This is a genomic window from Flavimobilis soli (genome assembly GCF_002564025.1).
Lineage (GTDB): Bacteria > Actinomycetota > Actinomycetes > Actinomycetales > Cellulomonadaceae > Flavimobilis > Flavimobilis soli.
Genome location: NZ_PDJH01000001.1, coordinates 2,618,926 through 2,645,188, shown reverse-complemented (window position 1 = coordinate 2,645,188; position 26,263 = coordinate 2,618,926). Strand labels below are relative to the sequence as shown.

General features: G+C 74.0%; 24 protein-coding genes. 12 read left to right on the top strand and 12 right to left on the bottom strand.

Annotated elements, in window-relative coordinates; all coding sequences use genetic code 11:
- Window position 1 precedes the first annotated feature (1 nt).
- The 3 genes from aroA to ATL41_RS11900 all read left to right on the top strand — a co-directional run bounded on the left by aroA (window position 2) and on the right by ATL41_RS11900 (window position 3,341).
- Window positions 2-1,351, top strand: coding sequence for a 3-phosphoshikimate 1-carboxyvinyltransferase (gene aroA / locus ATL41_RS11910; protein ID WP_098458664.1), 1,350 nt, complete (start codon window positions 2-4; stop codon window positions 1,349-1,351).
- Window positions 1,348-2,397, top strand: a complete 1,050-nt coding sequence (rsgA, locus tag ATL41_RS11905) for a ribosome small subunit-dependent GTPase A (protein ID WP_098458663.1) — start codon at window positions 1,348-1,350, stop codon at window positions 2,395-2,397. Before aroA ends, rsgA begins: the two co-directional genes overlap by 4 nt.
- 149 nt (window positions 2,398-2,546) lie before the next feature.
- On the top strand, window positions 2,547-3,341 hold the full coding sequence (locus ATL41_RS11900; RefSeq protein WP_098458662.1) for an inositol monophosphatase family protein: 795 nt from the start codon (window positions 2,547-2,549) through the stop codon (window positions 3,339-3,341).
- A 99-nt stretch (window positions 3,342-3,440) separates the two neighbouring features.
- Here the strand turns inward: ATL41_RS11900 and ATL41_RS11895 are convergent, their stop codons facing one another.
- The 3 genes from ATL41_RS11895 to ATL41_RS11885 are packed head-to-tail and all read right to left on the bottom strand — an operon-like array spanning window position 3,441 to window position 6,089.
- A complete protein-coding gene (locus ATL41_RS11895; RefSeq protein ID WP_098458661.1) occupies window positions 3,441-3,932 on the bottom strand; it encodes a DUF6912 family protein in 492 nt (163 codons plus the stop codon).
- Window positions 3,933-3,936: 4 nt separating this feature from the next.
- Window positions 3,937-5,409, bottom strand: coding sequence for a CpaE/TadZ family protein (locus ATL41_RS11890; protein ID WP_143556623.1), 1,473 nt, complete (start codon window positions 5,407-5,409; stop codon window positions 3,937-3,939).
- 20 nt (window positions 5,410-5,429) lie between these two features.
- On the bottom strand, window positions 5,430-6,089 hold the full coding sequence (locus tag ATL41_RS11885; RefSeq protein WP_245854816.1) for a CpaB family protein: 660 nt from the start codon (window positions 6,087-6,089) through the stop codon (window positions 5,430-5,432).
- 148 nt (window positions 6,090-6,237) lie between these two features.
- On the opposite strand from ATL41_RS11885, the gene ATL41_RS11880 reads away from it, so the two are divergent.
- Window positions 6,238-6,447, top strand: coding sequence for a helix-turn-helix domain-containing protein (locus ATL41_RS11880; protein WP_098458660.1), 210 nt, complete (start codon window positions 6,238-6,240; stop codon window positions 6,445-6,447).
- A 12-nt stretch (window positions 6,448-6,459) separates the two neighbouring features.
- Here ATL41_RS11880 and ATL41_RS11875 read toward each other — a convergent pair whose 3' ends face one another.
- A complete protein-coding gene (locus tag ATL41_RS11875) occupies window positions 6,460-7,026 on the bottom strand; it encodes a hypothetical protein (RefSeq protein ID WP_098458659.1) in 567 nt (188 codons plus the stop codon).
- Window positions 7,027-7,177: 151 nt separating this feature from the next.
- Here ATL41_RS11875 and ATL41_RS11870 point away from each other — a divergent pair, with 151 nt between their 5' ends.
- Both ATL41_RS11870 and ATL41_RS11865 read left to right on the top strand, forming a co-directional pair.
- On the top strand, window positions 7,178-8,164 hold the full coding sequence (locus tag ATL41_RS11870; RefSeq protein WP_169924563.1) for a LysM peptidoglycan-binding domain-containing protein: 987 nt from the start codon (window positions 7,178-7,180) through the stop codon (window positions 8,162-8,164).
- 13 nt (window positions 8,165-8,177) lie between these two features.
- The gene (locus tag ATL41_RS11865; RefSeq protein ID WP_098458657.1) at window positions 8,178-8,795 is read left to right on the top strand and encodes an Rv3235 family protein; all 618 of its coding nucleotides are present in this window, start codon (window positions 8,178-8,180) and stop codon (window positions 8,793-8,795) included.
- Between the two features lie 71 nt (window positions 8,796-8,866).
- Here ATL41_RS11865 and secA read toward each other — a convergent pair whose 3' ends face one another.
- From secA to mtrA, 7 genes are all read right to left on the bottom strand, one after another.
- Window positions 8,867-11,638 carry a preprotein translocase subunit SecA gene (secA, locus tag ATL41_RS11860; RefSeq protein ID WP_098458656.1) on the bottom strand — a complete coding sequence of 924 codons (2,772 nt, stop codon included), beginning with the start codon at window positions 11,636-11,638 and terminating at the stop codon, window positions 8,867-8,869.
- A 167-nt stretch (window positions 11,639-11,805) separates the two neighbouring features.
- The gene (locus ATL41_RS11855; RefSeq protein WP_245854814.1) at window positions 11,806-13,068 is read right to left on the bottom strand and encodes a winged helix-turn-helix domain-containing protein; all 1,263 of its coding nucleotides are present in this window, start codon (window positions 13,066-13,068) and stop codon (window positions 11,806-11,808) included.
- Between the two features lie 145 nt (window positions 13,069-13,213).
- Window positions 13,214-13,834, bottom strand: a complete 621-nt coding sequence (hpf, locus tag ATL41_RS11850; RefSeq protein ID WP_098458654.1) for a ribosome hibernation-promoting factor, HPF/YfiA family — start codon at window positions 13,832-13,834, stop codon at window positions 13,214-13,216.
- Window positions 13,835-14,017: 183 nt separating this feature from the next.
- The gene (locus ATL41_RS11845) at window positions 14,018-14,821 is read right to left on the bottom strand and encodes a ComF family protein (RefSeq protein WP_098458653.1); all 804 of its coding nucleotides are present in this window, start codon (window positions 14,819-14,821) and stop codon (window positions 14,018-14,020) included.
- A gap of 144 nt (window positions 14,822-14,965) precedes the next feature.
- Window positions 14,966-16,783: an LpqB family beta-propeller domain-containing protein gene (locus tag ATL41_RS11840; RefSeq protein ID WP_098458652.1), complete on the bottom strand. Its 1,818-nt coding sequence runs from the start codon at window positions 16,781-16,783 to the stop codon at window positions 14,966-14,968.
- On the bottom strand, window positions 16,780-18,540 hold the full coding sequence (mtrB, locus tag ATL41_RS11835) for an MtrAB system histidine kinase MtrB (protein WP_098458651.1): 1,761 nt from the start codon (window positions 18,538-18,540) through the stop codon (window positions 16,780-16,782). Before mtrB ends, ATL41_RS11840 begins: the two co-directional genes overlap by 4 nt.
- Window positions 18,541-18,544: 4 nt before the next feature.
- On the bottom strand, window positions 18,545-19,228 hold the full coding sequence (mtrA, locus tag ATL41_RS11830; protein WP_098458650.1) for an MtrAB system response regulator MtrA: 684 nt from the start codon (window positions 19,226-19,228) through the stop codon (window positions 18,545-18,547).
- Between the two features lie 470 nt (window positions 19,229-19,698).
- Here mtrA and ATL41_RS11825 point away from each other — a divergent pair, with 470 nt between their 5' ends.
- The 6 genes from ATL41_RS11825 to ATL41_RS13635 are packed head-to-tail and all read left to right on the top strand — an operon-like array spanning window position 19,699 to window position 25,225.
- Window positions 19,699-20,667, top strand: coding sequence for a DUF7847 domain-containing protein (locus ATL41_RS11825; RefSeq protein WP_098458649.1), 969 nt, complete (start codon window positions 19,699-19,701; stop codon window positions 20,665-20,667).
- 45 nt (window positions 20,668-20,712) lie between these two features.
- Entirely contained in the window at window positions 20,713-21,384 is a 672-nt protein-coding gene (locus tag ATL41_RS11820) for a DUF4129 domain-containing protein (protein WP_245854813.1), read from the top strand.
- Window positions 21,381-22,643: a DUF4350 domain-containing protein gene (locus ATL41_RS11815; RefSeq protein ID WP_098458647.1), complete on the top strand. Its 1,263-nt coding sequence runs from the start codon at window positions 21,381-21,383 to the stop codon at window positions 22,641-22,643. The genes ATL41_RS11820 and ATL41_RS11815 overlap by 4 nt, the downstream gene beginning before the upstream one ends.
- The gene (locus ATL41_RS11810; protein WP_425432676.1) at window positions 22,640-23,725 is read left to right on the top strand and encodes an AAA family ATPase; all 1,086 of its coding nucleotides are present in this window, start codon (window positions 22,640-22,642) and stop codon (window positions 23,723-23,725) included. Before ATL41_RS11815 ends, ATL41_RS11810 begins: the two co-directional genes overlap by 4 nt.
- A gap of 40 nt (window positions 23,726-23,765) precedes the next feature.
- Window positions 23,766-25,058 carry a DUF58 domain-containing protein gene (locus tag ATL41_RS11805; RefSeq protein ID WP_098458646.1) on the top strand — a complete coding sequence of 431 codons (1,293 nt, stop codon included), beginning with the start codon at window positions 23,766-23,768 and terminating at the stop codon, window positions 25,056-25,058.
- Window positions 25,059-25,102: 44 nt separating this feature from the next.
- Window positions 25,103-25,225: a hypothetical protein gene (locus ATL41_RS13635; RefSeq protein WP_281253879.1), complete on the top strand. Its 123-nt coding sequence runs from the start codon at window positions 25,103-25,105 to the stop codon at window positions 25,223-25,225.
- A gap of 19 nt (window positions 25,226-25,244) precedes the next feature.
- Here the strand turns inward: ATL41_RS13635 and ATL41_RS11800 are convergent, their stop codons facing one another.
- Window positions 25,245-26,231 (bottom strand): stage II sporulation protein M, encoded by a 987-nt coding sequence (locus ATL41_RS11800; RefSeq protein ID WP_098458645.1) that lies wholly within the window; start codon window positions 26,229-26,231, stop codon window positions 25,245-25,247.
- Window positions 26,232-26,263 lie beyond the last annotated feature (32 nt).

Genomic DNA, 26,263 nt, shown 5'->3' with positions numbered 1-26,263 from the left:
CATGACGTCCCCCTCGCTCGGCTCCCCCGCGCGCCCTGCCCCCGGCGACGCGTGGGCGGCACCGACCGCGGCCGGTGCGCTCCGCGCGACCGTCGACGTCCCTGGCTCGAAGTCGCTGACGAACCGGCACCTCGTCGTCGCGGCCCTCGCCGACGGCCCGTCGACGATCTCCGGCGCCCTGCGCAGCCGTGACACCGACCTCATGGCCGACGCGCTGCGCGCGCTCGGCGCCCGCATCGAGACCGACGGTGCCGCGAGCTCGCTGCGCGTGACGCCCGGACCGATCGCCGGCCCCGCGACGATCCGCTGCGGGCTCGCCGGGACCGTCATGCGCTTCCTCCCCGCCGTCGCCGCCCTCGCCGACGGCGACGTCCGTTTCGACGGTGACGAGGCCGCGCGCAGGCGTCCCATGGGCCCAGTCCTCGCGGGCCTGCGCTCGCTCGGGGTCGAGGTGACCGACGACGACGGGGGCCGCCCGAGCACGCTCCCCTTCACGGTCGCGGGCCACGGCGGGGTCGTCGGCGGCGCCGTCGACCTCGACGCGAGCGCGTCGAGCCAGTTCGTCTCCGGGCTCCTGCTCGCTGCCGCCCGCTTCGACCGCGGGCTGCAGGTGCGGCACGTGGGACCGACCCTGCCGAGCCTGCCCCACATCGAGATGACCGTCGCCGTCCTGCGCGCCGCCGGGGTCCGCATCGACGACTCGCGGCCCGCGATCTGGATCGTCGAGCCGGGCCCGATCGCCGCGCGCGACGTGCGCATGGAGCCCGACCTGTCGAACGCCGCCGTCTTCCTCGCGGCCGCCCTCGTCGCGGGCGGCTCCGTGTCCGTCCCCGGTTGGCCCGGCGAGACCACCCAGGCGGGCGCGCTCGCGCCCGAGCTGCTCGCCGCGATGGGCGGCAAGGTCCGGCTGCGCGGCGACGTCATGACAGTGACGGGCGACGGCACGATCCACGGCATCGACGTCGACCTGCACACCGCCGGGGAGCTGACGCCGACGATCGCCGCGCTCGCCGCGCTCGCCGACTCCCCCAGCCGCCTGCGCGGCATCAGCCACCTGCGCGGCCACGAGACCGACCGCCTCACCGCGCTCACGACCGAGATCACGCGACTCGGCGGGCGGTGCGAGCAGACGTCCGACGGCGTCGTCATCGTCCCCGCGCCGCTGCACGGCGCCCTCGTCGAGACGTACCAGGACCACCGCATGGCCATGGCCGCAGCTCTTGTCGGGCTGCGGGTGCCGGGCGTGCAGGTGCGCGACATCGGCACGACGGCGAAGACGCTCCCCGAGTTCGCGACCATGTGGGGACGCATGATCGGCAGCGCCACCGGCACCGACGGAGGGACCGCGTGAGCCCGCGCTACCGCGACGAGTCCGACTTCAGGTCACGGCCGAGCAAGCGCGGCAGCCGCCCGCGCAGCAAGCAGCGCCCTGCCCACGACGAGGCGACGACGGCGTTCGTCACGGGCATCGACCGTGGCCGCTACACCCTCCTCGTCGACGAGGGTCTGCCCGACGAGCGCGTCGTCATCGCGATGAAGGCGCGCGAGCTCGGGCGCACGCGCGTCGTGTGCGGCGACCGTGTCGACGTCGTCGGCGACGTCTCGGGCGACGACGGGACCCTGTGCCGCATCGTGCGCATCACCGAGCGCGTCTCCGTGCTGCGCCGCACCGCCGACGACACCGACCCGTACGAGCGCATCATCGTCGCGAATGCGCACCAGCTCGTGATCGTCACGGCGCTCGCCGATCCCGAGCCTCGCCCGCGCATGATCGACCGTTGCGTCGTCGCCGCGTACGACGCCGGCATGCGTGTCCTGCTGTGCCTCACGAAGGCCGACCTCGCCGACCCCGAGCCGCTCGCGGCGATGTATCGCCCGCTCGGCGTCGAGGTCGTCGTCTCGCGCCGGGGCGAGGACGGCTCGGCGCTCGACGCCGAGTCCGTCGAGCGGGTGCGCGCAGAGCTCGTGGGCCGCACGAGCGTCTTCGTCGGGCACTCGGGCGTCGGCAAGTCGACGCTCGTCAACGCCCTGGTACCCGACGCGCGCCGCGCGACCGGCCACGTCAACGCCGTGACCGGCCGCGGACGCCAGACGTCCACGTCGGCGGTCGCGCTGCGCCTGCCCGGGCAGGCCGGCTGGGTCATCGACACCCCCGGCGTGCGCTCGTTCGGCCTCGCGCACGTCGAGCCGAGCACGATCCTCGCCGCGTTCGAGGACCTCGCCGAGGTGGCCGCCCAGTGTCCGCGTGGCTGCACGCACCTCGACAGCGCGCCCGACTGCGAGCTCGACGCGTGGGCCACCGAGGACCCGGAGCTCGCGCCCCTGCGGGCGGCACGCCTCGTGTCGTTCCGTCGCGTCATGAGCGCCCGCACCGAGCCGGCGGGCCGCGCCGACTGACGCTGCGGCGTCGTGCGTGCGAGCGCGGGACGCGCAGGACGCACCCTGCGCGGCCGCTGCCGTCGCGGCCCCCGTCATCGCGCTGCGCCGTCGGCGCCGCGCCGCGGACGTGGGACCTGCACGGACGCCGTGCGCGCTAGCGTGAGGGCATGACCCTCCAGGAGTCCTACGACGACGACCTCCGCCTCGCGCACGTCATGGCCGACCAGGTCGACTCGCTGACGATGGCCCGCTTCAAGGCGATCGACCTGCACGTCGAGACCAAGCCGGACCACACGCCCGTCTCCGACGCCGACCGCGCCGCGGAGGAGCAGATCCGCGGCCAGCTCGCGCGCGCACGCGGCCGCGACGCGTTCCTCGGCGAGGAGTCCGGGGCGACGGGCCACGGCGCCCGCCAGTGGGTCGTCGACCCGATCGACGGGACGAAGAACTTCGTGCGCGGCGTGCCCGTGTGGGCGACGCTCATCGCGCTCCTGCACGACGGCGCGCCGGTCGTCGGCCTCGTGAGCGCCCCGGCGCTGGGGCGACGCTGGTGGGCGGCGCGCGGCACGGGCGCGTGGACCGGGCGGAGCCTGAGCAGCGCCACGCGCATGCGCGTCTCGGGCGTGCGCGACCTCGCCGACGCGTCCTTCTCGTACTCGAGCCTGACGGGTTGGGACGAGCGCGGTCTGCTCCCCGGCCTCCTCGAGCTGTCCGACAAGGTCTGGCGCACGCGGGCGTACGGCGACTTCTGGTCGTACATGCTCGTCGCCGAGGGGGCGGTCGACGCGGCTGCGGAGCCCGAGCTCGCGCTGCACGACATGGCGGCGCTCGTGCCGATCGTCACGGAGGCCGGCGGCCGGTTTACGTCCCTCGCCGGCGAGGACGGCCCGTTCGGCGGTGACGCGATCGCGTCGAACGGGCTGCTGCACGACGAGATCCGCGGCTACCTCTCCCGGCCATGAGCCGGCGCCGCTGACCCCGGTCCAGCGGCCACCCGACAGCCGACGGCGCCTCGCGTCGTCGGCTGTCGCCGTTTCCGGCGGCCTCGGGCGGCTGCGTCGTCAGCCCTGGTCGACGAGGCCCGGCAGCTCGCTCGCGTCGTACCAGAGCAGGTCGCGCTCGACGAGGCGCTCGACAGCGTCGTCGTCCCCCGCGAGGGTCGCCTCGACGTCGGCCACCGCGTCACGCTCGTCGACGTGCCCGCACACCACGACCGCGCCCGGGACGGGCACCACGACGTCGACGGCCGACGGTGAGATGACGGTCGCGTCACCGGCTGCGGCGACGACCGCGTCGTCGGGGACCTCGACGGTCAGCACGAGCCGACGGCGCGGGGCTGTCGGCGAGGCCGCGATGAGCGCGAGCGTGTCGTCGGCCGCGGCGAGGTGTGCCGAGTACTCGAGACCTTCCTCGTCCTCGTCGGGCAGGGCGGCCGCGAGCGCGGCCGTCACGGCGTGCGCGCCGCGCGGCTGGAGATCGAGCGAGGCTGGACGCCTGGTCGACACCGCGAGGGCGGTGAGCTCGTCGAGCGTCGCCGGGAGGTAGATCCGCATGCCCTCAGTCAACCACCGCGCCCGCCCGTGCGACGGCACGCTCGCCGGTCGGGGCGCCACGCAGGCGTGCGAGCCAGCCTCGACGCCCGGCGCTGCCGAGCTGCGGCTCCCCCTGTCCCGGCGTGCCCGGTGACGGGCCGGGTGCGACGTCGTCGACCGGCGCGGGCGTGAGCCCGAGGGCGCCGACCAGCTCGAGGACAGCCCGTCGCGCGGCCGACGCAGGCACCTCCTCGGCGAGCACGCGACCCGCGAGGAGCGCGGCGTCGACCGAGGTGCCGTCCTCGGGGACGACCACGTCCGGCGTCGTGCCTGCGAAGCGCTCGAGGGCGTCGCGCAGGACGGTGGCCGGGCGTCCGCCGGCGACCGTGCCGCGGGCGCGGTTGAGCACGACGACGCGGCGGGCGCGCTCGGCGACGCCCGTCTCGCGCAGGTCGTCGAGCGCGACGACGAGCCGCTGCACCGCGACGGGGTCGCAGCCCGCGACGACGACCACGACGTCGGCGGCCGCGAGCGCGGCGAGCGTCGCGGCGTTGCGCTGGGGCGCACGGGTGTCGTAGACGAGGGCCTCGTCCTGCTCGAGCGACGCGGCGCAGTCGACGACGACGACGTCGGCCAGCTGTCGCGCAGCCTGCCAGACCGCCGGGAGGGTCGACGCCGGGACCTCTCCCCAGCGGGCGGCCCGGCCGATGCCCGTGAGGACGCGCAACCGAGGCAGGACGACGGGGGCGAGGGACGCGAGCGTGTGAGCGGTGAGCCGCCCTTGCGTCGCGGCTCGCGCGGCGAGCACGAGGCCCGATGACTCGTCGAGCAGCGCGAGGTGCTGAGCGACCGAGGGCGCGTGCGTGTCCGCGTCGATCAGGAGCACCTCCGGCACGGCGACCTGCTGGGCGCCGCGCGCACGGACGGCGGGAGGACGCGCGAGCTCGGCGGCCAGGTTCACGGCGATCGTCGTCCTGCCAGGGGACCCGGGCGGCCCCCACACGGCGACGAGGGTGCCGTCGCGCGGCGGTGGCGGGACCGCGGGGGCGTCGCTGGGAGGCGCGCCCGTGCTGGGCGGGTCCGCCCAGAACCGGTTCCCTGCTCCCGGCTCCCCGCGGCCCTCGTCGATCGCGGCACCCGGCCCGGCAGCCTGCGCGGCGAGCACGACGCTGCTGAGCCCCTCGGGGTCGAAGGGTGCACGGACCACCCCGTCGACGCCGAGCGCTCGAGCCGCGTCCTCCTCGTCCTGGCCGACGCCGTCGAGCAGGGCGAGCACGACGAGCCCGTCGGCGTGCAGCCGCGCGACGACCTCGAGGTCGAGCCGGTCCTGAGCCGGCCGGTCGACGCTCACGAGCGCGACGTGGCCACCGCCGGCCTCGGCTACCGCGAGGAGCTCGGCCAGGTCACCGCAGCGACGGACGAGACGTACCGGTCCGCGCGGCGCCGAGAGCGCCTCCGCGACCGCGGTCTCGCTCGGCCCGAGGACGGCTCCGAGCACCTCGCACGGGTCACCTGGCCTCATCGGGCGGCCCCAGGCACGGCGACGGGCGTGACCTCGCCGGGACCCGCGAGTGCGGCGAGCACCGCGGGGAGGTCCTCGGCCGGGACGAGGACGTGCACGACGGCACCGGACGAGATCGAGAGCGTCGACCCGCCGCGGTCGACCTCGGCGACCTCGACGCCCGTGACGAGGGGCGCAGGCGACGCGGCGCCCTCGTCCTGCTCGGGGACGTGCCACAGGTCCACCCGGCTGCCGGCGACGACGGCGGCCGACAGGTGCGGACCGGCAGGCACGGCGACCGGGCGGACGCTGACGGCGGAGGCTGCACCCAGCGCCGACCTGGGAACCAGCTCCCCTGCACCTATTCCGCGCAGGACGACCGTCCCCTCCGCGAGCGCCTCCGCGGCGAGGTAGAGCTCGGCGGTCGCGTCGGCCGCGATCTCGACGGGCCTGACGTCAGCCGCGGCGAGCGTCGTGCCCGGCGTGAGCTCGCGCGCGGCCGCGTGCACCGTGACCGTCGTGCGGGCACCGTCGACGACGGCGACGCCGAGCCCGACAGAGACGGCGACGAGGACGATACCGAGCACGAGCCTCGGGTCTCGCCAGCCGGGCCTGCGCAGCCGCGGCGCTGCCGGTGCCGGCAGCGAATCCCTCGTGCCCATGAGCACCCCTGTCATTCCCCTGCTCCTCGCGTCCGTGGGCGACCCAGCCCCCGTGCTGGCCGCTCCCGGCGGACATCCTGGCGCGGATCGCGCGTCCGCGCGCGTCGAGCGCCCGACCTGTGGACAGCGGTCCGCGCGCACGTCAGCGTGGTTTGATGGGGCCATGAGCCCGCGATTCATGACTCTCGCCGACGTGGCCGAGCAGCTGGCCATCAAGTCCGACCAGGCTTACGCCCTCGTGCGGTCGGGCGAGCTCCCCGCGATCCAGATCGGCGGGCGCGGCCAGTGGCGCGTCGAGGTCGACGAGCTCGAGAAGTTCATCGCGCGCAAGTACGACGAGGCACGCCAGGCGCGCGAGAAGGCGCGCAGCTGACCGGAGGCGGTCTCAGACGGCCTGGGCGGACTCCGCGACCGCGGCGACCGCGCTGAAAGCGACCGTGGTGGCTCGGGCGTCGCGCGCCCCACGTTCACCCCAGCCGTAGGCGGGCACGACGTCGAGGTGGTCGGAACCCACCCGGTCGACGCGGCCGACGTAGCTGCTGCCGCTGCGCGTGCGCACGTCCACGACGACACGGTCGCGCGCGAGCCTGCGCAGCGCGTGGGCGAGCGTAAGCCGTGAGGTGACGTCCTCGCGCGGCGCCGCTGAGCGCGGCCCGAGGCCGCCGATCGCCTCGATCGCACCCGTCGGCACGACGACGTCGCGCGCTGCCCCGCCGACGCTGGTCTCCAGGAGCACCCACTGCGCTGCGACCTGTGCGACGACACCCGTGATCGAGCCGCCGTCCCACGTCTGGACCACCACCTGGGCTCCTGACGACGCCCTGAGGCGATCGACGAGCGCCGATCCTGCCTCCTCCGCCCGGACCAGCTCGGCGACCGTGCCAGCACGCTCCTGGGCAGCGGCATTCTCCATGCGGGCGTCGAGGTCGGCGAACAGTCGGTTCCAGCGCACGTCGACACCCTAGCGCTCCGTCCCTTCCCCGCGGGGTTGTCCACATCGCCCCGTTCCGGTGGACAGCATCCGGATCGTCAGGTGTGATGTAGCCACGTCAAATCGGATCAAACAGCATCTAGAGCGATCTAGGCAGCCCGAGGGGGGTCACGTGGTGTCAGCACCCGACAGTCGAATGCCGCGGCAAGCGGGGACGCGCCCTTCCGCGCGTTCCACGCCCCGCACCTTCCTCCTCGCCCTCCTCACGACCGTCGCTCTCGCGACCGCCGTCGCGCTCGGCGCTGGTGCCCTGCCGCTCGCCCGCGAGGCTTCGACCCGCCTCGACGCGGCAGTCGGGGCATTCGCTCTCGCGGCCGGGGCGTGCGCCGCGGCTTGGACGACGGCGTGGCTCGCCCTCACCCTCGGCTGCGTCGTCGCGGCGCAGGTCGGCGGACGCTCCCGTCGCCTCGAGCGGGTGACCCTGCGGATCGCGCCCGCCGTCGCGCGGCGCTTCGTCGCCGCGGCGATCGGAGCGACGCTCGCGGTCGGTGCGATCCCCGCCCACGCGCAGGAGGTGACGCCCGTCGCCGACGTCGGCTGGCAGGTGAGCGCCGCCGTGCCCGGCGCCCAGACGGCCGACGCCACCGAGGCGGCCCGGGCCGCGATCGCCCTTCCCGGGCCCGCGGCCGAGCCGTCCGAGACCGAAACCGAGACGGCGACGTCCCGCTCGCGCGCGGGGACGTCCGCATCGGCGGCCCCGCAGCGAGCCGGCGCAACCCTTGCGACGACACGCACGCTCACCGGTGCGCAAAGCTCAAAGACCGCTCCTGCACCGACCTCGACCGCACCGCAGCGCCCATCCCGCGCGTCGGCCTCGGACGCGGCCCCGGCGACGAAGAAGCCGCAGAGGGCCGCGAAGACGCCGTCCCAGCCCCGGCAGACCGTCACCGTGCGCGCCGGCGACACTCTCTGGGCGCTCGCCTCCCAGGCTCTCGGACCACGAGCGACCGACGCCCAGATCGCCCACGAGTGGCCGCGGTGGCACGACGCCAACCGCGCCCTCCTCGGTGACGACCCCCACCTCATCCGACCGGGCGACACCCTGACCGTCCCGGCACCGACCACCACCCACCCCACGACCGACGCCGCGCGCGGCTGACCGAGGAGTCACGATGACCGTCACGACCACATCCCACCCGCGCACCGCCCCGGCGTCCCGCTCGCACGGTCCGCACCGCGAGCGCACGAGCCGCCCCGTCCGCAGCACGGCTCAGGCAGCAGCGACCAGCAGGGCCGCACGCACCCTCCCCGCCCCTCCGGCTGGCGCGGCCGGCGCGGCCGGCGTCGGCCAGGTCGGCCAGGGTTCTGCCAACCCGCGCGGCGCCACGACGCCGCTCAGGGCGCTCGCTCCCTCGCGCGCGGACGAGCGTCGCCCTGGCATCCCCGTGCCCGGCCGCACCGCTGCGCCCACGGACCCGACTGCGCTGTGCTGCTCGATCACCCAGGCGGCCGTCGAGTCGCTGCGGGGCGTCCGGCCCGTGTCCCAGCTCGTGCAGTGGCTCGCGCCCGAGGTCTACGAGGCGCTGCTCAACCGCAGCCGGATCACGCTCGCCGCCGGGCCACGGTCCACCCGCCCCGCACGGATCCGCCGAGCTCGCGTGCACCGCGTCTCCGAGCGCGCTGCCGAGGCGACCGTCGTCGTCGAGGACCTCGACCGTGTCCGCGCCGCCGCTCTGCGCCTCGAGCACCACCGCGGAGCGTGGCGCGTCGTCGCCTTCGTCCTCGGCTGACGCCTCCCACCACGACGGCGGCCGCCGTACCGATCCGGTACGGCGGCCGCCGTCATGTCACACCTGGCGCGTCAGCGCTTCTTCTTCGCCTCGCGAGCCGCGCGACGACGCTCCTCACGGTTGCCCGACACCGCGCCGCCCGCCTCCTGCGCGACAGCGGAGTCGCCGTCGACCGACGGCGCGCTGTACTGCAGCGGCACGCGGCGCTCGGGGCCGTCGAGACCCTTCGCGACGAGCTTCGGAGCCTTCTTGCGCGGCGTCTCCTCGACGTCGACGTCCTCGCCGTCGCCCTCGACCGCGCCCTCGACGTCGATCTCGAGCTCGACCTCGTCGTCCGTCTCGTCCGCGACCTTGACCTCGAGGTTGAAGAGGAAGCCGACCGACTCCTCCTTGATCCCGTCAGTCATCGCGGCGAACAGCTGGTAGCCCTCGCGCTGGTACTCGATGAGGGGGTCACGCTGCGCCATCGCGCGCAGGCCGATGCCCTCCTTGAGGTAGTCCATCTCGTAGAGGTGCTCGCGCCACTTGCGGTCGAGGACCGACAGGACGACACGACGCTCGAGCTGACGCATGTTCTCCGCGCCGAGCAGCTCCTCACGCTTCGAGTACGCGACGTGCGCGTCCGAGAGGACCTCCTCGAGCAGACGATCGCGTGTCAGCATGTGCTTGCCGCCGACCTCCTCGAGCAGCTCGTCGACCGTGATCGAGATCGGGAACACCCCGCGCAGCGCGGTCCACAGCGTGTCGAGGTCCCACTCGTCGTTCGTGCCGCCAGCCGTCGCCACGTCCACGTACCCGGTGACGACGTCGTCGATGAAGTGCTGGATCTGGTCACCCAGGTCCTCGCCCTCGAGGACCCGGCGCCGCTCGGCGTAGATGACCTCGCGCTGACGCGACAGCACGTCGTCGTACTTGAGGACGTTCTTGCGGATCTCGAAGTTGCGCGCCTCGACCTGGCCCTGCGCCGACGCGATCGCGCGGCTGACCATCTTGGACTCGAGCGGCATGTCGTCGGGGAAGCCCGCACGCGTCATCATCTGCTCGGCGAGGCCCGAGCTGAACAGGCGCATGAGGTCGTCCTCCATCGACAGGTAGAACCGGGACTCGCCCGGGTCACCCTGACGGCCGGAACGACCGCGCAGCTGGTTGTCGATGCGGCGGGACTCGTGGCGCTCCGTGCCCAGGACGTAGAGGCCGCCGAGCGAGACGACCTCGTCGTGCTCCGCCTTGACCGCGGACTGGGCGGCCTCGAGGACCTCGGGCCACACGGCCTCGTACTCCTCCGGGTTCTCGGCCGGGTCGAGACCGCGCTTCTCCATCTCGTCGACCGCGAGGAACTCGGCGTTACCACCGAGCATGATGTCCGTGCCACGGCCGGCCATGTTCGTCGCGACCGTGACGGCGCCCTTGCGGCCCGCCATCGCGACGACGCGCGCCTCGCGCTCGTGCTGCTTCGCGTTGAGGACCTCGTGCGGGACACCCTGCTTCTTGAGCAGGCCCGAGAGCAGCTCCGACTTCTCGACGCTCGTCGTGCCCACGAGGACCGGCTGGCCCTTCGCATGGCGCTCGACGATGTCGGCGACGACCTGGCTGAACTTGCCGGCCTCCGTCTTGTAGACGAGGTCGGACTGGTCGACGCGCTGCATCGGGCGGTTCGTCGGGATCGGCACCACGCCGAGCTTGTACGTGCCCTGGAACTCGGCCGCCTCGGTGTCGGCGGTACCCGTCATGCCCGAGAGCTTCGCGTACAGACGGAAGTAGTTCTGCAGCGTGACCGTGGCGAGCGTCTGGTTCTCGGCCTTGATGGCCACGCCCTCCTTGGCCTCGATGGCCTGGTGCATGCCCTCGTTGTAGCGGCGGCCCGGCAGGATGCGGCCGGTGTGCTCGTCGACGATCAGGACCTCGCCCTTGAGGACGACGTAGTCCTTGTCGCGCTTGAACAGCTCCTTCGCCTTGATCGCGTTGTTGAGGAACCCGATCAGCGGGGTGTTGAGCGACTCGTAGAGGTTGTCGATGCCGAGGTGGTCCTCGACCTTGGCGATGCCCGGCTCGAGGACGCCGACGGTGCGCTTCTTCTCGTCGACCTCGTAGTCCTCGCCCGGCGTCAGGCGGCGGGCGATCTTGGCGAACTCGCTGTACCACTTGTTCGCGTCGCCGGACGACGGGCCGGAGATGATGAGCGGCGTGCGCGCCTCGTCGATGAGGATCGAGTCGACCTCGTCGACGATCGCGAAGTTGTGGCCGCGCTGCACGAGCTCCTCGGTCGACCACGCCATGTTGTCGCGCAGGTAGTCGAAGCCGAACTCGTTGTTCGTGCCGTACGTGATGTCGGCCGCGTACTGCTCGCGGCGCTCTGCCGGCGTCATCGACGACAGGATGCAGCCGGTCGTCAGGCCGAGGAACCGGTAGACGCGGCCCATGAGCTCGCTCTGGTACTGCGCGAGGTAGTCGTTGACCGTGACGACGTGCACGCCCTTGCCCGACAGCGCGTTGAGGTAGGCGGGCAGGGTCGCGACGAGCGTCTTGCCCTCACCGGTCTTCATCTCGGCGATGTTGCCCAGGTGGAGCGCGGCCCCACCCATGAGCTGGACGTCGAAGTGCCGCTGGCCGAGCGTGCGGCGCGACGCCTCACGGACGGCCGCGAACGCCTCCGGCAGCAGGTCGTCGAGCGTCTCACCGTCGGCGAGACGTGCCTTGAAGCGGGCGGTCTCCTCGCGCAGCTCCTCGTCGCTGAACTCCCGGAAGCTCTCCTCGAGGGCGTTCACCTGCTTCGCCACATTGGACAGCTTCTTGAGGATGCGCCCCTCGCCGAAGCGAAGGACCTTCTCGAGGATCGCAGCCACGCGTCACTCCTGATCGTCTGGGTCACTGAGCCGCCCCGGGCCTCGTGCCCAGGCGACATACGCCACCATCCTATGCGCGTCGGGGTGTGCCGAGTCACATCGCCGTCGGCCCCGGTACCCCGCGGCGCCGGCCGCCCGTCGGTGCCGCGCCGCGCGGGCCCCGGCGCTCACGCCCGGGCGACCTCGTCCAGTCCTCTCGTCCCGCCGACCAGCCGGTCTGCGAGGTCTCCCCGGGCCCCTTGCTCGACGACGACGGCGCCGAGCCCGAGCCAGCCCGCGAGCCGCGCGAGCTCTCGGCGCGCCGCCGCCACGACGTCACCGACCGCACCGGGTTCCTGGTGCGCGGACCGCACGACGAGACGGCCCGTGTCGCGGTCCGCCTTGAGGTCGCACCGCGCAGCGATCCTCTCGCCGACGAGGAGCGGGAGCACGTAGTAGCCGTAGACCCGCTTGTGGGCAGGCGTGTAGATCTCGATCCGGTAGTCGACGCCGAAGAGCTCCTGGAGCCGGCGCCGCTCGAACACGAGCGGGTCGAACGGGCTGAGGAAGGTCGTCGCGGACGCGCTGCGCGGTAGCTGCGCGTCACGGTGGAGATAGGTCGGCCGGTCCCAGCCACGCACCTGGACGGGGCGCAGGCTCCCCGCCTCGACGAGCTCCTCGAGCGCTGTGCGCACGCCCGGGCCGCGCAGGCGGAAGTAGTCCTGGAAGCACCTGAGCGTCCCGATGCCGTGGGCCCGCGCACCGATCTCGAGCAGCGCTCGGACCGCGTCGGGCTCCGGCACGTCCGGGGCAGCGAGGACCTCGGGAGGGAGCACCCGTTCTGCCAGGTCGTAGCGCCGCTCGAACGACGCGTTCCGCTCGGCGACCGCGACGCGTCCCACGAAGAACAGGTGCTCGAGGCACTGCTTTCCCGCTGACCAGTTCCAGCCCCACTCGTCGGCCTTGCCTCGCGGGTGCTCGTGCTCGATCTCCGCCTGCACCTCGGTCGCGGTCACCGGCCCTCGCGCGGCGACGATCTCGAGGACGCGCTGCAGCGTCTGCGGGTGGGCGGACGCGACCGACGCGATGCTCCCCCACGCCTCACGCTCGAACTCGCGCCGCCGCCAGGCGAGGAGCGGGTAGGTCTGCACCGGGATGTACGAGGCCTGGTGCCCCCACGCCTCGACGACCCGGCGCGGTCTGCGGCTCGCGGCCCGGTCGAGCGCGGCCGTCGGGTACGGTCCCAGCCGCGAGTAGACCGGCACGAGGTGCGCACGGGCGAGGACGTTGACCGAGTCGATCTGGAGCACACCCATCTGCTCGACGAGCCGACCGACCGCCGCGCCGCCGGCCGGCGGCCGGCCCGGCGCGGGCGCGCGGTGCAGACGCTGCGCCGCGAGCGCGACGCGGCGCGCCTCCGGCAGGGACAAGGTCTCGCGCGTGATGGCCACGAGCCCATTCCACCGCGCCCCTCCGACACCCGCGCGTCCACCACGGGCACTGACGGCACGTGAAGGGGCCCCGGCCGGGTGAGCGGCCGGGGCCCCGGTGCGGGGTGCGTGCGGGCGGCAGAGCCGCGCCGCTACGGCGTCTCGACTACGCGGGCGCCTCGCTGACGTCGAGCTCGAGCACGCCATAGCTCCAGCCCTTGCGGTGGTAGACCGCGGACGGGCGGCCCGTCTCGCTGTTCACGAACAGGAAGAAGTCGTGCCCCACGAGCTCCATCTCGTAGAGCGCGTCGTCGATCGTCATCGGCTTCGCCGCGTGCACCTTCTGCCGGATGACCACGGGCGAGTCGCCGAGCGGCACCTCGATCTCCTCGCCCGGCGCGAGCGGGCCACGCGGCTCCGGCTCGGGCTCGGGAGCGGGCTCGTAAGGCCTGACGTCGACCGGCGGGAGGGGGTTGTTCGACCGGTGGTACTTGCGGCGGTCGCGAGACCTGCGCAGACGCTCCAGCAGCTTGGTGGTGGCGAGGTCGAGGGCGGCGAACCTGTCGTCAGCAGACGCCTCGGCCCGGATGACCGGGCCCTTGTCGCGGACCGTGAGCTCGATCCTCTCGCGCACGTCGGAGAGCCGGGGGTTGTTCTCGTGCGTGATCTCGACATCGACACGCTGCGCGCTCGGCGCGAGCTGCGAGACCTTGGCGAGCTTTTCCTCAACGTGACGTCGGAACCTGTCGGGCACCTCGGTGTGCCGTCCGACGATGGCGATCTCCATTTTGAGCCTCCACGTGGGTGGTGGGGCGGCAACTCCGGCCGCCCGGCATGAATCAGAGGGGGTGGGCCACCGTGGGCCTCGAGTACCGATCACCTCCTCGCGATCGTCGGTGGCCGCCCGGACGGAGGCCCTCGGGCACGACCGTCCTGCTGCGAACCACCGGTGAACTGGCTCGCAGCCAGACTATCCCGCACCGGGCCCGGGTGGCAGCACCAAAGTCCCTCGCGGCGCCGGGGTGGCCGCCAGGACGAGTGCGGCGAGCGTGGGTATCCGCACCTGCCCGAGGGCCGCGGCGGCCGTGGCGAGCGTCGCCCCGGTCGTCAGGACGTCGTCGACGAGCACGATCGCGCAGCCAGGCACGCCGGCACGGCCGCTGCGCCCGCGGGCGCTGCCCAGCACGGCACCCGCCCCGCGCGCCGTGCGTGCCGGTGCGGAACGCCGCAGCGCGACCCGTCCGCTCACGTTGCGCTGCCGCGCCCGTTGCCCGAGCCCCACCTGGTCGCGCGCCGACGCGCGTCCGACGAGCGCGGGGCACAGGCTCGCGCGCAGGCCCACTCCCCGGAACCCGTCGACGACGGCGCTCGCGAGCACGCCGACCGGCGCGCGCCCCCGCCGCAACGACGCGAGGGGTGACGACGGGACGGGGACGACGAGGACGTGCGTCGTCGGGCCGACGGCGCGCTGGACGCTGGGAGCCACCGTCCGCGCCGCCGACCGCAGCCCCGCCACGAGGACAGGGTCGAGGTCTGCGCGCCCGCGGTCCTTCCACGCGACGACAGCCTCGCGGACCGGGCCGCGGTAGTCCGCGAGCGCCCAGACGGGGAGGCGGTCGTCGCGCCCGGCGACGTCGAGCCGCGGCGCGTCCGCGTCCACCCGACGGGGCGCTCCGCAGAGCAGCTCGCTGCACGGTCCGCACAGGACGACGTCGGGGCGACCGCACCCCGCACACTCGAGCGGCAGCACGAGCCGGACGACCTCACGCAGCATCCGGCGATACTGGTCCCGCCGACAGGGGCGCCTGGCGCGCGACGTCGGGGGTCGAGGGAGCCGCGCCGTCCGCGGGCACCTGTGGGCGGACGCACCGACCAGGGGTCCGCCCCGACGCACCGGGCCCCGCCCGGAGGACCGGGCTCAGCCCGGGAAGGTGAACAGGTCGACGCCGGTCGTCACGAGCGACCAGTTCGTCCCCGTCGTCGAGCGCGTGAACAGGTCCCCGCCCTCGGTACGCACGTAGACCGCCCGCTTCCCGCGCCCCGCCGCGACGCCCGCAGCGGCCTCGACGGGCTGGAGCGTCTCGGTCTGGCCGCCCACGGGGGCGAGCGCCACGGTCGTCGCAGCGCCCGGCGCCTCACCGTCGGCGCGGTCGCCCAGGATCGCGACCGTCACCTCGTCGACCCACGCGGCGTCCGACGCCGACGCGAGCGAACCGCCCACCGGGACAGGTGCGTTGAGCCTCTGCGGGCTGCCGCTGGCGTCGCGGACGATCCCCGCGACCTCGACCTGCGTCCCCTCCGGTCCCGCCGACAGCACGGCGACCCGTGCGCCGTCGCGCGACACCTTCACCCGGCGCACCTCCTGCCCGGCGAGCCAGTCGACGACGAGGTCCATGCGCGTGCCGTCGGACGCGCGCACCGCGGTCAGCGTGCCGTCGCGGTCCTCGGAGCCGGTCCACACCCAGCCGAAGCGGTCGACCGACGGCGCGACGAGGCCAGGCTCGGCGAGGAGGTCCGTCGCCTCTCCCGCGGTCGAGAGCCGGACCAGGCGCTCCTCGCCCAGCCGGGCGACGACGACGTCGCCGCGCACCGCGAGCGCGGTCGGGTCGAGCGCCGCGAGGGAGGGCATCCCCACGACCGGCGACAGCTGACGGCCGTCGAGCGAGACGAGCGTCCCGGCCTGCACCCCGAGAGCCGGGCCGTCCGGCGCCGGGTCGCGCTCGAGGTCGGAGTGCGGCTTGACCGTCAGGGCGGCCCCGCCGACCGTCAGGGCGACGTCGGACACTCCCGAGATGCGCTGCAGGGTCGCCTCGAGCTGGGCGGAGAGCAGCGCCCGCTGGTCCTCGTCCGCCGCGAGCACCGGTCCCGTCAGGTCGACGCTCGCCGTGCCGGCCGCGTCGATCGCGACAGCCTCGACCGACAGCGCGGTCCCTGCGGGTGCCCCGGAGACGACCGCGTCGCGCATCCACTCCGACGGTCCCGCGAGCAGGGCGCGCACCGCGTTCGTCGCGATGTTGCGCTGCGGGAACCAGCGCAGCTCGGGCACGAGCGTCGTGAGGTCGGGCGACAGGAAGTAGACGGGCGTCGAGCGGTACACGGACGCGAAGTTCGGCTGCGACACGAGGACCCCGTCGGCGACCTCGTCGATCCGCCACTGCCCGGCGGCGTCCTTCGCAAGGACGAACGAGACGTCCTGCCGCGCGTCCTTCGACGCCTCGACGTACTGCCCTGCGACGTCCACGACGCCCGCGATGTTCGCCGGGCCGGACAGCACGACCTGGTCGACGGCCGCGAGGTCGGGGGCCGGCTGCTCGGTCGACGGCCCCGCTCCGTCCGCGACGCCGTCGGCCGACGGCGCGCTCGCCATCGTCAGGCCCAGGTCCCCCGAGTAGACGGTCACCTGACCGTAGGGGTCCCACTCCTGGCGAGCGCCCTCGGTGAGGAACTCCCGTGCTGTCGCGAACGCCTCGTTGACGCCGGCCGCCTGCGCAGACAGGAAGCCTCGCACGATCTGCTCGGGGGTCGCGTCGGCCGTCGGTCCGTAGACCTGGAGGAACAGCGCGTCGTTCTCGGTGAGCACGACGTCGCCCTGCGCGACCGGGCCCTCGGTCGGGATCGAGGCGCAGCCGGCGAGCGCGGCGAGCGCCGTCGCCGCCGCGACAGCTCCGCGCGCGACGGAGCGACGTGCACGCGACGAGGTCGCGGCGGCCTCGGCCGCAGGAGATACGCGGTTCATGAGACCTCCTGGGGGCTGTCGGCGTCGTCGTCCGCCGCGAGCGCGGCCAGGTCCGGCAGCGCGCTCGGGCCGTGCTGGTCGATCGTCACGATCGGCACCTGACCCGTCGTCGGTCCCGTGGCGCCGCCCGCGCGCGGGCGTGACGACTCCGGGACGAGCGGGAGCGGCGACGTCGTCAGCACGATGCCCGCGCGCACCGGCAGCGTGAGGCGGAAGCACGCACCCGCGCCGGGACGGCCCCATGCCTCGAGCCAGCCCGCGTGCAGGTGGGCGTCCTCGAGCGAGATCGCGAGGCCGAGGCCCGTGCCGCCCGACGTGCGGGCGCGCGCGGGGTCTGCGCGCCAGAAGCGGTCGAAGACGTGCGACGCCGCCTCGGGCGTCATGCCGACGCCGAAGTCGCGGACGGTGACCGCAACCGCCTCGCGGTCCTGGCGGATCGTGATCTCCACGGGGCCGTCCTCGGCGTGCTCGATCGCGTTGACGAGCAGGTTGCGCACGATGCGCTCGACCCGGCGAGGGTCGAACTCCGCGATCGCGGGCTCGGCCGGGTAGTCCGCCGAGAGGAACACGCCCTTGCGCTCGGCGAGGGCGACGGCCTGGTCGGTCGCGCGGTCGACGACGTCGCGCAGGTCCCGCCGCTCCGCGTCGAGCGTCGCCGCGCCCGCGTCGAAGCGGGAGATCTCGAGAAGGTCCGCGAGCAGGTCCTCGAAGCGGTCGAGCTGCAGCGCGAGGAGCTCGGCCGACCGGCGCACGGCCGGGTCGAAGCCGTCGCGCGACGCGTGGATGACCTCGCTCGCCATGCGGATCGTCGTCAGCGGGGTGCGCAGCTCGTGGGACACGTCGGAGACGAACCTGCGTTGCAGCGCGGAGAGCTCCTCCATCTGCCGGATCTGGTCCCGCAGGCTCGCAGCCATCTCGTTGAAGGACCGCGCGAGCGTCGCCATCTCGTCCTGGCCGCGCACCGTGAGGCGCTCGTCGAGGTGGCCGTCGGCGAGGCGCTCCGCGACGCGTGCCGCGTTGCGCACGGGCTGCACGACCTGCCGCGTCGTGATCCACGTGATGATGCCGAGCATGCCGACGAGCGTGACCCCGCCCGCGCCCATGATGCGCTGGATGAAGCCGAGCGTCTCCGCCTCGCCGCCGAGCGAGTACACGTAGTACAGCTCGAACGGCCCGGCGAGCGGCACCTCGACGAGGGAGCCGACGACGATCCCCGGCACGACGCGCGAGTCCTCCGCTGCCGGGTCCGCCGGGATCGCGACGGACTGCCACACCTGCCCCTCGCCGCGGACCGTCTGGGCGCGCATCTGCGGGCTCACGAGCCCGTTGAGGGTGGGCGCGGTCGTCAGGTCGATGACGGCGGCGGACGCGGTGCTGTTCTCGGGGCGCCACAGGAACACCTCGCGGCTGCCGGCACCGCCCGTGCGCAGGCGCGGCAGCATGTCGTTGAGGAGCTGCTGGACCTGCGTGCCCGTGCCCGCGGTGGCCGAGTCGAACTGCGCCTGCGCCTGGGCGGTCGACCGCGCGCTCTCGACGAGGATCTCCTCGAGACGCTGGTCGAACACGCCATCGCGGATCGACGTCGTCAGGTACGCGCCGAGGGCCCCGACGGCGACGAGCCCGACGAGGAGCGACGTCGTGACGACCTGGAGCTGCATCGAGGTGCGCCAGCGGCGCGCCCCGCGGCGGACGCCTGCGGCGACGAGCGTCGCTCTGCGCCGGACGCGCGCGACGAGCGGGCGCGTGGGCGTGCTCATGGGGTCACGCGCCCGAGACACCGGCCTTGTAGCCGACGCCGCGGACCGTCACGACGATCTCCGGCTTCTCCGGGTCGTGCTCGATCTTCGAGCGCAGGCGCTGCACGTGCACGTTCACGAGCCGCGTGTCCGCGGCGTGCCGGTAGCCCCAGACCTTCTCGAGGAGCACCTCGCGGCTGAAAACCTGCCAGGGCTTGCGGGCGAGCGCGACGAGCAGGTCGAACTCGAGCGGCGTCAGCAGGATCGGGTTACCGTCGCGCGTGACGCGGTGCCCGGTCACGTCGATCTCGAGGTCGCCGATCGTCAGGCGCTCGGGCTCCGGGTCGTCGTTGCGGCGCAGGCGCGCGCGGATCCGGGCGACGAGCTCCTTGGGCTTGAACGGCTTCGACACGTAGTCGTCGGCCCCGGACTCGAGGCCCAGCACGACGTCGACCGTGTCGGACTTCGCGGTCAGCATGATGATCGGGACCCCGGACTCGGCGCGGATCTGCCGGCACACCTCGTTGCCGTCCTTGCCGGGGAGCATCAGGTCGAGCAGGACGACGTCCGGCTTGTTCGCGCGGAAGGCCGCGAGCGCGGAGTCGCCGTCCGCGCAGAAGGACGGCTCGAATCCCTCGCCGCGCAGGACGATCCCGATCATCTCCGCCAGCGCAGTGTCGTCGTCGACCACCAGGACGCGTTCTTTCATGCGGACAGTGTGCCACCATTCCTGCGCCGGAGGTCCGGTTCGTGGCACGATGGCGGCTGGTGCGCCGCAGGGGGCGGCGCTGGCCTGCAACGGGAGGGAAAGGCCTGATGACGAGCCCGGACGAGCGCGACGACGTGCCGTCGCCCGACGAGCGGCCGGCTCCGCGCTACGGGCAGTACGCGCCCCCTCCGCCTGCTGCTACAGCTGCTCCGCGCTACGGGCAGACGCCCCCTCCCGGCACGCCTCCGGCGCAGCCCGGCTACGGTCAGCCGCAGTACGGGCAACCCGGCTACGGCCAACCTCAGTACGGGCAACCCGGCTACGGTCAACCGCAGTACGGACAGCCTGGCTACGGTCAACCGCAGTACGGACAGCCTGGCTACGGTCAACCGCAGTACGGACAGCCCCAGTACGGACAGCCCGGCGGGCCGCAGGCTCCGACCGGCTTCACCGGCTCCCAGGGCGCCTACGTGGGACACACGACCGCTGCGCGCCCCGGCATCGTCCCGCTGCGCCCCCTGCGCGTGGGCGAGTTCCTGGACGGCTCCTTCGGCGCCCTGCGCTCCAACCCGCGCGTCATGCTCGGCCTGACCGCGATCGTCATGACCGTCATCATGACGATCGCCGTCCTCGTCCAGCTCGGCGCGGCGAAGTACCTGCCCGGCGTCGTGGACGCCGTCTTCGGGACCACCACGGCGGCCGACCCCGAGGTCGCGCTCGTCGCGGGCGACGAAGAGGCACAGCTCCTCTTCCAGTTCTCGTCGGTGATCCTCCTGGCGCTTGCCTCGCCCATCGTCACAGGCATGCTCACGTTCTCCGTGAGCCGCTCGGTGCTGGGGCAGCGCACGACCGTCGCCGAGGTATGGAAGGCGTGCCGCGCTCGGGTCGGCTGGCTCCTCGTCCTGGCCCTCCTCGTCGGCCTCGGCGCGACGCTCATCGTCGCGGCCGGTGGCGCAGGTATCGTCGGGGCCTTCCTCGTCGGCGCGAACGTCTCCGTCGGGCTCGGCGTCCTGACCGGGATCCTCGTCGGACTCGCCGCCCTCGTCGGCCTTGCGTGGTTCACCGTCCGGACCCTGCTCGCCGCTCCCGCCCTCGTCCTCGAGAAGCTCGGGCCGATCGCCGCCCTCAAGCGCGGCTGGCTGCTGAGCCGCGGAGCGTTCTGGCGGCTGCTGGGCCTGTACATCCTGACCAACCTCATCATCCAGGTCGTCACGAGCGTGCTCGCGATCCCCCTGTCGGTCGCACTCGCCTTCGCCATGTTCTCGTCGTCGATCCTGGTCTACTCGATCGTGAGCGGCGTCATGTACACGATCGTCTACACGGTCACGATCGCCTTCCTCGCGTCAGTCATCTCGCTGCTCTACATCGACGTGCGGATGCGCCGCGAAGGCCTCGACGTCGAGCTCACCGCGGCCGCCGCCCGCCTCCAGGACGGGTGACGGATGGACCTGGGCAGCCTGCGGAGCCCCGCGGCGGACCTATTCGTGAGCGTGCCCGTCGACCCTGACCGGGAGACGGCGCGGCGGATGCTCGTCGAGGAGCTCGGCAAGCCCGCGTACCGCGACTCGAAGGGCATCCTCCAGCGCGTCATCGAGTGGATCGGCAAGCGCCTCGCGGACCTCGCGTCGCTCGGCGGCGACCTGAGCGCGACGTGGATCGCGATCACCGTCATGGCCGTCGTGCTCCTCATCGCCGCGATCGCCCTCGTCGTCGCGGGGCCCGTGCGCCGTCGGCGTGCAGCCCAGACCGTCGGCGGCGTCCTCGCCCGCGACGACGTCCGGACCGCCGCGCAGATCCGCGCAAGCTCCGACGCCGCGACAGCGAACGGTGACCTCGCCCTCGCCACCGTCGAACGCTTCCGCGCGATCGTGCGCTCCCTCGAGGAGCGCGCGCTCCTCGACGAGGTCCCGAGCCGCACGGCCGAGGAGGCCGCAGCCGACGCAGGCGCGTTCTTCCCGACCCACGCCACGGCGATCCTCGACGCGGCTCGACTGTTCGACGCCGTGCTCTACGGGCACCGGCCGGTCGACGCCCCAGGGCTCGCGCGCGTCGTCGCGCTCGACAGCGCCCTCGCGCAGACTCGCCCGCTCCGCTCGCACGACGACGCACCTGGCGCCCCGCTCGTCAGCCTCGGCCGGACGGGGGCGCAGCCGTGACCGCCCCGTTCCCCGCACCTCCCGGGGCACCCCTCGGGGCGCCCGTCGTCGACGCCGTCCCGCTCGACGCTTCCGTGGACGGCCCGCGTCCGGGCGACGGCCGCCGGGCCTGGCGCGACCGCCTCACCCGCGCGCGCTGGCCGCTCGCGGTCGCGGCGACCCTCGTCGTCGGCAGCCTCGTCTTCCTGCTCGTCACGCCGTCGACGTCGTCGACGCCGTACGCCCCCGACAACCCCAAGCCGGACGGCGCGATGGCCGTGGCCGAGGTCCTCCGGAGCGAGGGCGTGCGCGTCTCTCACGTCCGCACGACGACCGACCTGGAGCGCCGCGCCCGTCCGGGTGCGACCGTCCTCGTCCTCGACGACCACCTCATGACGACCGAGGCGCGCGACGTCCTGCTCGCCTCGGGCGCCGACCTCGTCCTCGCCGACCCGCAGAGCACGCTCGTCACGAGTGCGAGCGGCGGCGCGATCGCACGGCACCCGCAGTCGGCACCGCCCACGGTCCTCACCGCGGGGTGCACGGACCCGGACGCCGCGACGGCAGAGTCGATCCTCGCCGGGGGCCGCGGCTTCACGGGCGACGCGTCGTCGACGCTCTGCTTCCCGACGGGGAGCACGACGGACGCGGGCGAGCCGCTGTTCGCGGTCGCCTCGACCACGACCGCCGCAGGCGCGCGCGTGACTGCACTCGCCTCCCGTGACCTCGTCACGAACGCCGCGATCCTCGACGAGGGCAACGCCGCGCTCGCGCTGCGCGTGCTCGGCCGGACCGGTTCGCTCGTCTGGTACCAGCCCATCGAGGTCCTCGCCGAGGAGGAGGGCGACGGCGGCGTGTCCCTCCTCGACCTCCTGCCCGGACCTGCGGAGCAGATGCTCTGGCTCGCCGGTGGCGTCATGGTCGTCGCGATCGTCTGGCGCGGCCGCCGCCTCGGCCCCGTCGTTGCCGAGCCGCTGCCCGTCGTCGTGCGGGCGGGCGAGGCGACGCGCGGCCGCGCACGTCTCTACCGGCGCGGCCGCGCCCACGGTCACGCGGCTGCCGCGCTGCGCGCCGCCACCGCCGACCGCCTCGCCCGGCGCACAGGGCTGCCCAGGTCGGCGTCAGGACCGCAGGTCGTCGACGCCGTCTGCCGCGCCACCGGCCGCCGCGCCGCCGAGATCGGCGAGCTCCTCTACGGCCCCCCGCCCGCCGACGACGCGGCGCTCGTCCGACTGACCCAGATGCTTGACCAGCTCGAGAGTGAGGTTGACCGCACGTGACCGACCAGCCCATCCCCGCCACGCCCGACCACCCGTCCGAGGGCGCGGCGCCCGCGGCTCCCCCGGCACCCCCCGCCCCCGCGGCTCCCCCGGTGCCGGCAACCCACGCAGCCTTCGCGCCGCAGTCCGAGGACGACCGCCTGCGCGCCGCCCTCGCGTCGGTCCGCTCGGAGGTCGCCAAGGCGGTCGTCGGTCAGGACGCCGCCGTCACGAGCCTGCTCATCGCGCTGCTCTGCCGCGGCCACGTCCTGCTCGAGGGTGTTCCCGGCGTCGCGAAGACGCTGCTCGTGCGGACGCTGTCCGCCGCGCTCGACCTCGACACCGCGCGCGTCCAGTTCACGCCCGACCTCATGCCCGGAGACGTGACGGGCTCGCTCGTGTACGACGCGCGGACCGCGGAGTTCTCGTTCCGCGAGGGCCCCGTCTTCACGAACCTCATGCTCGCCGACGAGATCAACCGCACGCCCCCGAAGACCCAGGCGTCGCTCCTCGAGGCGATGGAGGAGCGTCAAGTCTCGGTCGACGGCACGCCCCGTCCGCTGCCCGAGCCGTTCCTCGTGATCGCGACGCAGAACCCCGTCGAGTACGAGGGCACCTACCCGCTGCCCGAGGCCCAGCTCGACCGCTTCCTCCTCAAGGTGGTCCTCCCGCTGCCCGAGCGCGACCAGGAGATCGAGGTGCTGCGCCGGCACGCGACGGGCTTCAGCCCGCGCGACCTCGCGGGCGCTGGCGTGACCGCGGTCGCGGACCGCGGCGTGCTCGACGCCGCTCGGGACCGTGTCGCGAGCGTCCAGGTCGCGCCCGAGGTGCTCGGCTACGCCGTCGACCTGTGCCGCGCGACGCGCATGTCGCCGTCCCTCTCGCTCGGCGTCTCCCCGCGTGGTGCGACGGCGCTGCTCGCGACGTCCCGCGCGTGGGCGTGGCTCTCGGGCCGCGACTACGTGACGCCCGACGACGTCAAGGCGCTCGCCCACCCGACGCTGCGCCACCGTGTCCAGGTCCGGCCCGAGGCCGAGCTCGAGGGCGTCACCGCCGAGACCGTGCTCTCGACGGTCCTCGCGAACGTCCCGGTGCCGCGATGACCGCGTCGCCCCTGCCTGCTCGCACCCGTCAGGAGGCTTCGTGGTCGTGACGGGCCGCGCGGTCGCGCTGGCCGCGCTCGGAGCGATCGCCGTGCTGCTGCGTCCGGAGGGCTCGACCGTCCTCACGTGGCTGCTCGCGGTCGTCGTGCTGTGCGTCCTGGACGCGTTGCTCGCCGTGCCGACGCCGCGCCTCTCGGTGCAGCGCTCGGTGCCCGACGCCGTGCGTCTCGACGAGCAGGCGACGTGCACCGTCACGGTCACGAACGGCGCGGGGCGCAAGGCGCGCGGCCGTCTGCGCGACGCCTGGCAGCCGTCTGCCGGGGCCGTCGAGCCCGTGCACTCCTTCAGCCTGCCTGCGGGCGAGTCGGCGCGGCTGCGCACGGTCCTCGTGCCGACGCGACGGGGCGACCGTCACGCCGCCGGGGTGACGGTCCGGTCGATCGGCCCGCTCGGGCTCGCGGGGCGGCAGTCCACCCGGGACGTCGAGGCGCGCCTGCGCGTCCTGCCGCCGTTCCGCTCCCGGCGCCACCTGCCGTCCCGCCTCGCACGGCTGCGCGAGATGGACGGCCGTGCGGCCGTCCAGGTGCGCGGGGAGGGCACCGAGTTCGACTCGCTGCGCGAGTACGTGATCGGCGACGACGTCCGCTCGATCGACTGGCGCGCGACGGCGCGACGCAGCGAGGTGGTCGTGCGCACGTGGCGGCCCGAGCGTGACCGTCGCGTCATGATCGTCGTCGACTCGGGCCGTACGTCGGCAGCGCGTGTCGGCGAGGAGCCGCGCCTCGACGCGAGCATCGAGGCGACCCTCCTGCTGGCCGCCCTCGCGTCCCGCGGGGGCGACCGCGTCGAGGTCATGGCGTTCGACCGCCGCGTCCGCGCTCGCGTCGCAGGCGCACAAGGGCCGCGGCTGATGCCCGCGCTCGCCGACGCCCTCGCGCCTGTCGAGCCCGAGCTGCTCGAGACCGACTGGCCGGCGCTCGTGGCCGCGATCCGGCAGCGTCTGTCGCACCGCGCGCTCGTCGTCCTGCTGACGACGACGGACCCTGCGCCGGTCGAGTCCGGCCTCCTGCCCGTCCTGGGCCGCCTCGCCCAGGACCACGTCGTCGTCGTCGCGTCAGTGCGGGACCCGGAGCTCGAGGAGCTTCGCACCGACCGCACCGACTCCGCCGCGCTGTTCGACGCCGCGGCCGTCGAGCGCACCGAGCTCGAGCGCACCGCCGCGTCCGTCGTCCTGCGGCGCCACGGTGCCGAGGTGCTCCACGAGGTGCCCGAGTCCCTCGCGCCCGCTCTTGCCGACCTCTACCTGACGCTCAAGGCTGCCGGCCGCCTCTGACGGCCCCGGCGCACGAGCCGGTCGGCCCCTGGCAGACTGTGGGCATGATGCGCAGGTACTCCAGCCCCGCTGCCCGGCAGCGCCACCAGCGCCGCGTCGCGCTGATCGTCGCGGTCTCCATGCTCGCCGCCGTCGCTCTCCCGGCGTTCGGGATGCTCTTCCTCTGACCCGCCGACGGCGCTGCCGTCAGGCGTATGGCAGGGCCGCCCCGGCGTGGTCCTCCGTGAGGTCGCCGGTCTCGCCACCAGCGACCGCCCGGCGGCCGAAGACCGTCACGTAGGTCCAGAACGCGGCGAGCGCCAGCGCGCCGATGAGGATCTTGAGCCACCAGTAGAGCCCCGACCCGGTCACGAAGCCCTCGATGACCCCGGAGACGCCGAGCACCACGACGAGCGACACCGCCACCGTGAAGAGCGCACGCCCCTCTTGGGCGAGCGCGAGGCTGCGCGGCCTGCGCCCCGGCGACACGAGCGTCCAGAACAGCCTCAGGCCAGCAGCCCCGGCGACGAAGACGGCGGTGAGCTCGAGGAGGCCGTGCGGCAGGATCAGCGAGAAGAAGATGTCGAGGCGGCCCGCCTCGGCCATCATGCCGCCCGTCGCACCGACCTGGACCGCGTTGGCGAACAGGACGTATGCGGGCCAGAGCCCGGAGATGCCGAACGCGACGCACTGCGCGGCGATCCAGGCGTTGTTGGTCCACACGCGGCCGGCGAACCCGAGCCCCGGGTCGTAGTAGGCGGCGAACTGCTCCTCGACGTAGTGAGCGCGCTCGGAGGGCGTGCCGAGGATCGCGAGCACGCTCGGGTCGTTGACCGCGGTGATCCCGGCGACGACGCCGATGATCACGCACGCCGCCGTGACCGCGTGGGTCCACCAGCGGATCCGGTAGAGGGCCGCCGGGGCGGAGACGAGCGCGAAGCGCTTGACGTCCGACCAGGCGGGCTCGTGCGCTCCGGCGATCCGGGCGCGGGCGCGCGAGACGAGCGTCGAGAGCTTCGAGATGAGTGCCGGGTCGGGTGCAGCGGAGCGCACCATCGACAGGTGCGTCGCGGTCAGCTGGTAGAGCCGGGCGAGCTCGTCCGCCTCCGCGCCGTCGAGCACGCGTCGTCGCGTGAGCTCGGCCAGGCGGTCCCACTCCGGGGCGTGCGTCTCGCTGAAGGCGTCCAGGTCCACGGGCGGTACCCTATCGAGAGCGCGTCGCTGCG